The following is a 10,817-nucleotide window of genomic DNA, read 5'->3' on the forward strand; positions in this document are numbered from 1 at the left end:
TAGGAATAAACAACATCAACGAATAATAATATGGACCAATACACCGGTTTTGAGATTGCAGTAATAGGGATGTCAGGCAAGTTTCCTAAGGCAGATAATATCAGCGAATTTTGGGCACACTTAAAAGAAGGGAAGGACTGTATCAGTACTTTTGATCTTTCTGAAGCGCTGAAAGAGGGGGAATCGGAAGCTTTGTTAAAAAACCCATCCTACGTGCCTGCCCGGGCATACCTGGAGAATAAAGAACATTTTGACAATGATTTTTTTGGCTACCGTCCTGATGAGGCGGAGCTGATGGACCCGCAGATCCGCCTTTACCATGAATGTTGCTGGCAGGCGCTTGAGGACAGTGGATATAATCCGGCTGACTATAAAGATAAAATAGGATTGTTTGCATCTGCGTCACCCAGTACCAATTGGGCCATCCATTCTTTTTCAAAGAACAAGGACGGTTTAGTAAATGAATTTACAGCTTCCCATCTAAGGGAGATCAGTTTTTTAAGTACAATGATCTCTTATAAATTTAACCTGAAAGGCCCCTCCATTTTTCTACAAACTGCCTGTTCCTCCTCACTTGTTGCCATCCATCAGGCTTGCAATAGTTTATTATTAGGTGAATGTAGCATGGCGCTAGCCGGAGGTGTTTCTATCAGTAATTATTCCCGCCGGGGATATGTTTATCAGACGGGAATGATTCTTTCCCGTGATGGGAAATGTCGTCCGTTTGATGCCGATTCCAGTGGAACCGTTGGTGGAGAGGGTGCTGGAGTGGTGGTGCTGAAAAAGCTTCAGGACGCCCTTCGTGACCGTGACCATATCTATGCTGTTGTTAAGGGTACCGGGATCAACAATGACGGGAACTCCAAGGCAGGATATACCGCTCCGAGCGTTAAGGGTCAGGCTGAAGCCATCCGTAAGGCCCATCGTATGGCTGGGGTGAGCGCGGAGAGCATCAGTTATGTTGAGGCGCACGGAACGGGGACAGAGCTGGGCGATCCGATAGAGATTGCGGCACTGAATGAGGTTTTCGGGAAATCCGGCAGGCCTGCGGAAAGCTGTGCAATTGGATCTGCGAAGTCGAACATCGGTCATCTTGACGCCGCGGCCGGAGTCGCCGGTTTTATCAAAACGGTTTTGTCGCTGAAACACAAAGTGCTTCCTGCAAGTCTGCATTACGAGCTTGCGAACCCGCGTATAGATTTTGCCTCTGGACCTTTTTACGTGAATAGCTCCCTCCGGGAGTGGGTTGGGAAGGGCAAACCTTTGCGTGCCGGGGTGAGTTCGTTTGGTATCGGGGGCACCAATGCGCATGTGGTGCTGGAAGAGGCCCCTTTGGTGAAAGCTGCCGCTGCAGGACGCAGGGATTACCTGCTTGTGCTGTCAGCCAAAAGCGCTTCAAGCCTTGATCGTTATTGCGCCCGGCTGTGCGAATATTTAAAAGACCAGGAAGACATTTCCATGGCCGATCTGTCCTATACGCTTCAGCAGGGACGTGTACGCTTTCCGTACCGTAAGGTGGTGGTGTGCCGTGACCGTGCGGATGCAATTGAACAGCTGGGTACATCCGGGGGTATTTATGAGGGTTCAGAGACGGCGGAATCTCTTCAGCATATTGTTTTCATGTTTCCGGGGCAGGGTTCCCAGTACCGGGAGATGTGCGCGGGTTTATATCAACGTGAACGGGTTTTCCGTGAAACGCTGGACGAGTGCCTTTCTCTTTCGGCCCGATATTCTGATCTTGACTTCCGCGCTGCACTTTTTGTGACAGATAGCGGGGTGGACATCAACCGGACCGAATATGCGCAGCCGCTGTTGTTTATGGTTGAGTATTCGCTGTCGCAGCTGCTGATTTTCTGGGGGCTTCGGCCTGACTACATGATCGGGCACAGTATCGGGGAATATGTTGCGGCCTGTATCAGTGGTGTTTTCAGTTTATCCGATGCGCTGCGTTTGGTGGTCCGCCGGGGGGAACTGATGGGCAGTGTAAGGGAAGGCCGGATGCTGAGCGTTTCGATGGGTGCGGAGGAGTTACGGCCCCTGCTTTCGGGCCATCCGGGAGTAGATCTTTCGGTGATCAACAGCCCATTCTCTGTGGTTGTGGGGGGAGAGCTGTCTGCGGTGGATGCTTTTGGTGAGTGGCTATCGGCACAGGGACATTCATGTAAGGCCCTGCATACCTCCCATGCTTTTCACAGTTCGATGATGTCCGCTATTCTGGATCGTTTTGAACAGGAGTTTTCTACTGTAGAGATCCATGCGCCGCGGATCGCCTATGTTTCCAGTATGAGTGGTGAACTGGTGAGTTATGAAGAACTGACTAAGCCTGCTTACTGGAGCTCGCATTTGCGTGAGCCGGTGAATTTTTTTGGAGGTGCCTCGCGCCTTTTGCGTGAAGGAGGTGCCGTGCTGATAGAAGTAGGTGCCGGGCGTAGCCTGTGCAATTATATTCAGGAGAGTGGTTTGCTTGAGAGTGGGCATCATCCGGTGAATCTGGTCCGCCAGTTTGGCCAGCAGGTTTCTGATGAGTTTTACCTGGCTGGAAAGCTGGGCGAGTTATGGCTTAAGGGCTGCCGTTTTCATTGGGACAATTATTATTCGGACGAATGCCGCGGCCGCATTTCTGTTCCGGGTTATTGTTTTGAGCAAACCCGTTATACGTCCGATGTGGATTCACGGAAACTGCTCCGGGGCCCGGGGTCTTTTGTTGGGGCTGTGGCTGCTGAAAAGGAGGAAGTTGTGGGGCATGTTTCTGGTTGGCATCGTTCAGAGTCCCCCAACGCTGCATTCGAACTGAATCAGCGGCAGACCTGTGTGGTTTTTTCCGACACACATGGATTTGGTGCCGGGCTAAAGGGCTATCTGGAGTCCCATGGGCAGCATGTGATTGATGGGGATTTGGAGAGTATGGATGAGCTATGGGCAAAACTTTCCGCCCATGGAACAGTCGTCCATCAGATCATCTACTGTCTGGCGCTGAGCGAGGGTGTAGGAGAGGTGGGCTATGGTTCAGTTTCGGATTTCCTGGAGCCCGGTTATCTTGGGCTGTGCCGTTTGGGCAAATCTCTTTCAGGTATCGGTCAGGTAGATAAGATAGGGGTTACGGTCCTTGGGAACCATCTGGCACGGGTGCTGGAAGGGGATAAGGTTAACCCGTTAAAATCTACAGTGATCGGTGCGGTTAAAGTACTTCCCTCTGAGATGCATCAGATAAGCTGTAAGGTAATAGATATCTCCTACCCTTTTGGCTCTTTGTCTGAGGAGGCGGCCTGTCAGGAGCAGATCGTGAACGAACTGTTTTATGAAACTGACCGGGCCTATGTAGCGTACCGGGGTAAAGAACGCTGGGTCCCTGTTTACCAGGCATTAAAAATAGATTCGCGGCTTCATTCGGGTGTAGGGATCAGACCTGGCGGTGTATATATTGTGACGGGTGGCTTTGGGGGTATGGGCTTTACGTTATGCCGTAGCCTTGTTGAAGACCACGGGGCTGTTGTTATCCTGGTGTACCGTTCGTTTTTTCCTGCGCGTTCAGACTGGGATAGCTGGCTTTCGGTTCATGGGCCGGATGACCCGGCCAGCGCGCCTATCAGGGAGCTTCTTGAATTGGAGTCCGGTGGCGGTCGTATTGATCTTTACCAGCTTGATGTGGGTTCTGAGACTGAAGTTTCAGTTTTTTCAGATCAGATCCGGGAGCACTACGGTCAGATACATGGTTTGATCTGGGCCGCAGGCGAGGTGGATTACGGGGGCATTGTGCTCAACCGGAAAGAAGAGGATTTCCGGCGCTATCTTTCCTCGAAGGTAGACGGGGTGTTGCTTTTTGAGCAGTACCTGGATTTTGGGTCAATGGATTTTATCAGTCTTTTCTCTTCGATTGGGAATGTCTTTTACCAGTCGAAGTTTGGCCAGGTTGGTTATAATGCGGCGAACGAGTTTATGGAAGGTTATGCTGTTTATGCCCGGGAGCGTTTCAAGGGGCATGTTTTTACGGTAAACTGGTGTGACTGGTATGATGTGGGTATGACAGTAAAAACACTGGAACGTAAGTATCCCGGAACAGATATTACCGGGTTGAACGGACATATCGAGAGTGGCATATATCCTGCTGAAGGGCTTGCAGCGTTTTACAACTGTCTTTCCCGCAAGCCATCTGTGTTTACTATTTATAAAGGTAACCTGGATGAAGCGGTGGTTGCCCATCGGGAGGCTTATGAACATAGAAAAGCGGGGCTTGGTGTGGTTGATGCAGGTACTTCCTTTAGCGGTGATAGCATTGAGGATCGATTGCGGCAGATATTTGTACACTTTTTTGGTAAAACGGGGATAAGTAGCAAGGATAATTTTTTTGAGCTTGGGGGGGATTCTTTAAAGGGAATGACCCTGATCGGCCGGATCAATCAGGAGATTGGCTGTCAACTGACGATAGGTGACCTTTACCGCTGTCCTGATATCGGAGAGCTGGCAGGGGAACTGGAAAGTCGTCAGGGAAAGGTAAGGGTACATATTCCGCGTTTGGAAATTCAACAGAGTTATGTCCTGTCTTCGGCGCAGCAGCGGATGTATTTCCTGCAGCAGCTGGAGGGTGCCGGGAGCACTTTGTACAATGAGACACAGCTGTTTTGGCTACACGGGGAGCTGGATAAAGAGAAACTGGAAGAAACATTCAGGGGGCTGATTGGCCAGCATGAGAGTCTGCGTACAGGGTTTGTTCTTTTGGGGGGCGAGCTGCGCCAGTTAATACTGGATGAGTTTGATTTCCGTCTTGAGCATTATCAGTGTGCTGATTCGGAAGTGCAGTTGTGCATTTCTGCATTTGTCCGTCCGTTTGATCTGTCTGCTGCTCCTTTATACCGTGTTGGTCTTGTAGAATGTGCGGATGATAAGCACCTGATGATGATTGACCTTCACCATATTATTGCTGACGGGGTTTCCCATGGTATCCTGATCAGGGATTTCATGGCCCTGTACAATGGTGCCGTGCTAGCTGCTCCGGCGCTTCGTTACTGTGATTATGCAGAATGGCAGCAGGGGGAAAGCCAGCAGGCCCTGATCTCGGGCCAGCGTCTGTTCTGGCTGAATGAATTTTCAAAAGGGGTCCCTGTGCTGGAACTTCCCACTGATTACAGCCGGCCTTCGGTGCGCAGCCATTCGGGATCGACATCAGTTTTTAGCATTGGCATGGAGCAGACCCTGGCTTTAAAGCAGTTGGCAGACGATGGTGGTGCATCTGTATTTATGTTCCTGTTGTCGGTATACAATATTCTGTTGTCCAGGCTGAGCGGGCAGGATGAGATTGTAGTTGGAGTTCCTGTTGCGGGGCGGGTGCATGCGAGCCTGGAAGGTATTGTTGGGATGTTTATCAATGTGCTTCCCCTGCGAAACAGCCTGGACCCCGAGCTGAGCTTCCGGGAGTTTTTACAGGAGGTGAAAAGCCGTGCGGTTACCTGTTTTGACAACCAGGACTATCAGTTGGAGGAATTGGTAGAAGAGCTTAAGGTGGTACGCACTGCCAACCGCAACCCTTTATTTGATGCCGTGTTTGTACACCGCAATTATGAAAATCCCGAAGCAGTAATGGGAGATTTGGTTATGGAAGTTTATCCGGAGAAACAAGGCCCTGCCAGATTTGACCTGACTTTGCAGTCAACAGAAATGGAGGATGGTATAGCGTTGAGTTTTGAATACTCTACCGAGTTATTTACAGCAGGAACCATTGAACGTTTTATCCGCTATTTTAAACATATTCTCACTTCAGTACTGAATTCTGCTGATTTGGCATTATCAGGCATAGAGATGCTGGATTCTTCTGAACGTGATGCTCATTTGGGGAGATTTGACCATACAGGTGTGGGCTATCCTTTCGATGAGACCATCGTTGGTCTTTTCAGTAAGCAGGTTGCTTCGGGGGGCGATCGTGTAGCTTTACGGTTTAACGGCACTTTTTTAACTTATCGGGAGTTGGACCGATTGTCTACATGTGTTGGCCATATGTTGAGAAAGCGTGGAGTTGTAGCCGACCAGGTGGTGGGTTTGCTGACAGACCGCTCTCTCCATACGGTAGTTGGAATGCTTGGGATTCTGAAGGCAGGTGGATGCTACCTGCCTATAGATATCGATTATCCTGCAGAACGCCGGGCCTATTACATTCGGGATAGCGGAACCTCTCTAGTGCTGACAAGCCGTTCATTTGGAGTGGGTTCGGTTGATGGGGCAGAGCTTTTATTTATAGAGGACAGTTTTTCAGAACCAGATGTGGTTTTAGAGGTATTGAATAAGCCTTCCGACCTGTGTTATATCATTTATACTTCAGGTACTACGGGTAATCCCAAAGGAGTAATGGTTGAGCATAAAAACATCGTCCGGTTGTTCTTTAATGAAGGAGGGTTGTTTGATTTCGGTCCGGATGATGTGTGGACGATGTTCCATAGCCCCTGCTTTGATTTCAGTGTATGGGAAATCTATGGTGCATTACTGTTTGGCGGTACACTAGTGATCGTTCCTAAAATGACGGCGATGGATACCCAGAATTATCTGGAGGTTCTGAGGTCAGAAAAGGTTACGGTTTTGAACCAGACCCCGAGCGCATTTTATAGTTTGATGGGTCAGGAGCTGATGCAGACAAGTAAGGAGCTGAGCCTCCGGTATGTGATTTTTGGGGGGGAGGCACTAAGTGTAGGGAAACTGAATGAGTGGCATCAGAAATATCCTGGGGTAAGATTGATCAATATGTATGGGATTACTGAAACGACAGTTCATGTTACGAGTAAAGAAATTACGGCCCATGAGATTTCATCGAACATCAATGATATCGGTTTTCCCATACCTACGGTATTACTGTATATTTTAGATTCGGGTATGCATGCAGTTGCCGAAGGAGTAATCGGAGAGTTATATGTAGGAGGAGAAGGGGTATCCCGTGGTTATCTTGACCGTCCTTCCTTAAATAGGGAAAAGTTTCTGACCGATCCTTACCGCCCTTCTGGGCGCCTTTACCGTACTGGTGATTTAGGTCGGGTAACTGCTGAGGGGCGGATAGAATATATGGGAAGGGGGGATCAACAGATCCAACTGCGTGGATTCCGGATTGAATTGGGGGAGATAGAGAGTCATTTACATAGATATGACGGTATCAGTGGAACGGTGGTAATCGCTTCTGGCAGTATTCAGGAAGACCTTTCGCTGATTGCTTATTATGTGTCGGATGAGTTGCTGGATAGGGGAGATCTAAAGCGTTATTTACTGGAAAGGTTACCGGAATATATGGTGCCGGCTCATTATATCCGCTTGTCAGTCATTCCCCTTACCTCTAATGGAAAGCTGGACCGGGAAGCGCTTCCTTTGCCTGAGTACGATCAGCCATTGCATAATCAGGGATTGATGAATGAAACTGAAGAAGCATTGGCAGAGATCTGGGCTGAAATACTGAAGATTGATAAATCTGTGATTGGTTCAGACAGCAACTTCTTTGAACTTGGAGGACATTCTCTGAAAGCGATAAGAATAATCGACAGGATTCATCAGAAATTTATGGTGAAAGTTACACTAAGATTAATATTTGAAAATGTATCCATCTCAGCACTTGCCAATAAAATTGAGACTCTCAAAGAGGATGAATTTTCACAGATTCCTCGACTGGATGAAAAAGAATATTATAACACATCTCATTCGCAGACCAGAATCTACTATCACCAATGGAAAAATAAGGATAGTATATTATATAACATTAATACAGCTCTAGAGATCAACTTAAAAGGTGCGGAAAACTTAGAACATAGCTTTCAAAAGTTAATAGACAAGCATGAGGGACTTAGAACAAGCTTTAAACTCACAGGAGACGGGGTGATTCAAGAAATTAATAAAAATGTAGTTTTTAAGCTTGAAAGATTAGAAGGAAGTGATGCCCTGGATATTGAAAAAGCATTTCGTGATTTCATTAGGCCATTTGATTTGTCTGAAAAATCATTATTGCGCTGTGGATTGTTAAAAATTCAGGGCAATAAATCCTTATTATTTATTGATTTGCACCACATCATATGTGATGGTGTTTCCTTAAATATATTGATAAAAGATTTTAAACATGTTTATGAAGGACATGAAATACTGAAGCCAAACCTAGTCAGATATATAGATTATGCTGATTGGCTGAATAATCGAAAAAACGACAAATTAAAAAAATTCTGGCTAAATAAATTGGGTAGTGAGATACCAAGGTTAAATATGCCACTTTTGCAAAGCCGGGAGACTGTTAAAATCCAACAAGTCTCCTCTCAAAAGTTATTCCTAGACGAAGAAATATCCAGGTCTGTTTTCGAATTGACAAAAAATAAGGAGGTTTCTGATTTCATGGTTTTATTCTCTGTCTATTTTCTCATGCTTCATAAGATAACGGCTCAGTCTGATATCATTATAGGCATTGATGTTGCAGGAAGGATTCAACCTGTACTGAATGAGGTCGTGGGAACCTTTGTTAATATTTTGCCAATAAGAGTTGAAATTTCAGAAAAAATGACATACGATGACTTTCTAAAAAAAATCAAAGTAGAAATACTCGAGGCTTATGAAAACCAAGAATATCAATTTGATCAGATTGTTGCTTTAGTTAACGAATCTAAATCCAGCCCAATATTCGATTTACACTTTTCCTTTTCAAATACAATACATAGTGAGATTGAAATCGAGCAACTTGGATTTAATATTGTTAACATCCCAAAAGGGGAACCGATTTCGTATGAGCTAAAGGTTGAGGTCATTAAAAATAAAGATTCCTTTCAGCTTACCTTTATTTACAGTCTCGAATTATATGATGATTTAATCATTGAGTTTCTTATCCAACATTATTCAGATATACTTAAAACAGTTCTGAATGATAATTTTATTAAAATTAGTTCAATTCAATTAAAAGCCTAACATAGACATTTATCCAATTAAAAATATAAAATAAGCATATGTGTGGAATCTGTGGATTTGTAAAATACAATGAGATTATTAACGAAGAGGACGGACTGATCATTCAAAAAATGAATAAAAAATTGATTCATAGGGGGCCAGATGCTCAAGATACAGTTTTGATAGGCCGCCTGGCTTTTGGTTTTAGCAGGTTAAGTATCATTGGGCTGGAAAATGGAATGCAACCAATTATGAATGAGGATGATAGGTTAATGCTGATCTGTAACGGTGAAATATTTAATTACATTGAGTTAAAGGAGTCATTAATGTCAAAAGGACATCACTTTAAGACAAGCTCAGATGTTGAGGTAATTCTGCATATGTACGAGGAATATGGAACAGAATTCCTAAATGAGCTGAACGGACAGTTTGCATTTGCATTATATGATAAAAAAGAAGAACTGCTTTTTTGTGCCCGTGATCAAATGGGCATTATTCCTTTTTTTTATACGGTAGTTGATGATTGCTTTATTTTTGGTTCGGAAATTAAATCTATTCTAGAGCATCCTGCTGTAGTAAAAGAAGTAGATCTGGTAGGACTTGATCAAATTTTCACCTTTGCCGGATTAATTAGTCCGCGAACAATGTTTAAAAATATCAATAGCCTTGAAAATGGCCATTTGTTATTGATTGATCGTAAGGGGAATATAACCAAGCAAGAATATTGGGATTTAATTTATCCAGAGAAAGAGGAAATTGTAGAGCCTAACCCGGAGGTCTATTATACGGATCAACTGGAAAGGCTATTTGAGAATTCGATTAACCTTCGGTTGAGAACCGATGTTCCATATGGCTTCTATTTAAGCGGGGGACTAGATTCTTCTGCAATTGCCATGAAAATAAATCAATTGTATCCTGAAGTACAAAATGATGCCTTTTCGATAGACTTTGTTGAATCCGAACTTTCTGAAACGGTTTACCAAAATATAATAGCTCAGAAAAGTAATTCCACATTAAATAAAAAAACATTCTATTCTAGTGATATCAGCGATAGGTTAAGGCTGTCTATTTATCATTCGGAATGCCCTCTTAAGGAAACTTATAATACAGCTTCCCTTTCTTTATCCGAGCTAGTTAAATCCAAGGGAATAAAAGTAATCTTATCAGGTGAAGGAGCAGATGAATTATTTGCAGGATATGTGGGTTATCGGTTTGATAGATTGCGATCCATGAATCTTGTACAAAATCCCACTAACTCTATTGAAAAAGAGTTGAGGATAAGCTTGTGGGGAGATGAAGATTTCTTTTATGAAAGAAACTTTTCAGAATTTGATGAAGTTAAAAGGTCGCTTTACTCTTCTGAGTTAAACTCAATTTATGAGGAGATCAATTGTATAAATCATTTTGTGATTGATAAAAGCAAACTTCAGAACAGAGATATCCTTCATAAAAGATCTTATATCGATTATAAACTCAGGCTTGTAGATCATTTGGTTTCTGACCATGGCGACCGAATGGCACTTGCCAATTCGATAGAAGTCCGATATCCGTTTTTAGATAAAAACCTCGTTGAATTTTCAAGAGAAATTCCTGTTGATCTAAAGCTCAATGAGCTTACCGAGAAATATATTATAAAAAAAATGGCCGAAAGATTTGTTCCTTCTTCTGTTGTGGAAAGAGAGAAATTTGGATTTGTAGCTCCTGGGAGTGCTTATCTATTAGGAAGAGATATTGATTACATCAATGAAATCCTGTCTTATGATGTCATTAAAAAACAGGGATTCTTCAATCCCGACCAGGTTGAGCTATTAAAAAAACAATATAGTGAAGAAGGCTTTTCGATCAATGTGCCTTTCGAAAGCGACCTGTTAATTACTGTAATCACCTTTGGAATCTTCTTAAATGAATTCTTTTAATTGATCAATTAATTT

General features: G+C 44.3%; 2 protein-coding genes. Both read left to right on the plus strand.

The features are described 5' to 3' along the window. Positions 1 to 30: 30 nt before the first annotated feature. Entirely contained in the window at positions 31 to 8,907 is an 8,877-nt protein-coding gene (locus tag OQ267_RS12985) for a non-ribosomal peptide synthetase/type I polyketide synthase (protein ID WP_265836247.1), read from the plus strand. A gap of 38 nt (positions 8,908 to 8,945) precedes the next feature. Further along, positions 8,946 to 10,802 (plus strand): asparagine synthase (glutamine-hydrolyzing), encoded by a 1,857-nt coding sequence (gene asnB, locus OQ267_RS12990; protein WP_265836248.1) that lies wholly within the window; start codon positions 8,946 to 8,948, stop codon positions 10,800 to 10,802. Positions 10,803 to 10,817 lie beyond the last annotated feature (15 nt).

The sequence above is a fragment of the Pedobacter sp. MR22-3 genome, from assembly GCF_026240075.1.
Classification (GTDB): Bacteria; Bacteroidota; Bacteroidia; order Sphingobacteriales; family Sphingobacteriaceae; genus Pedobacter.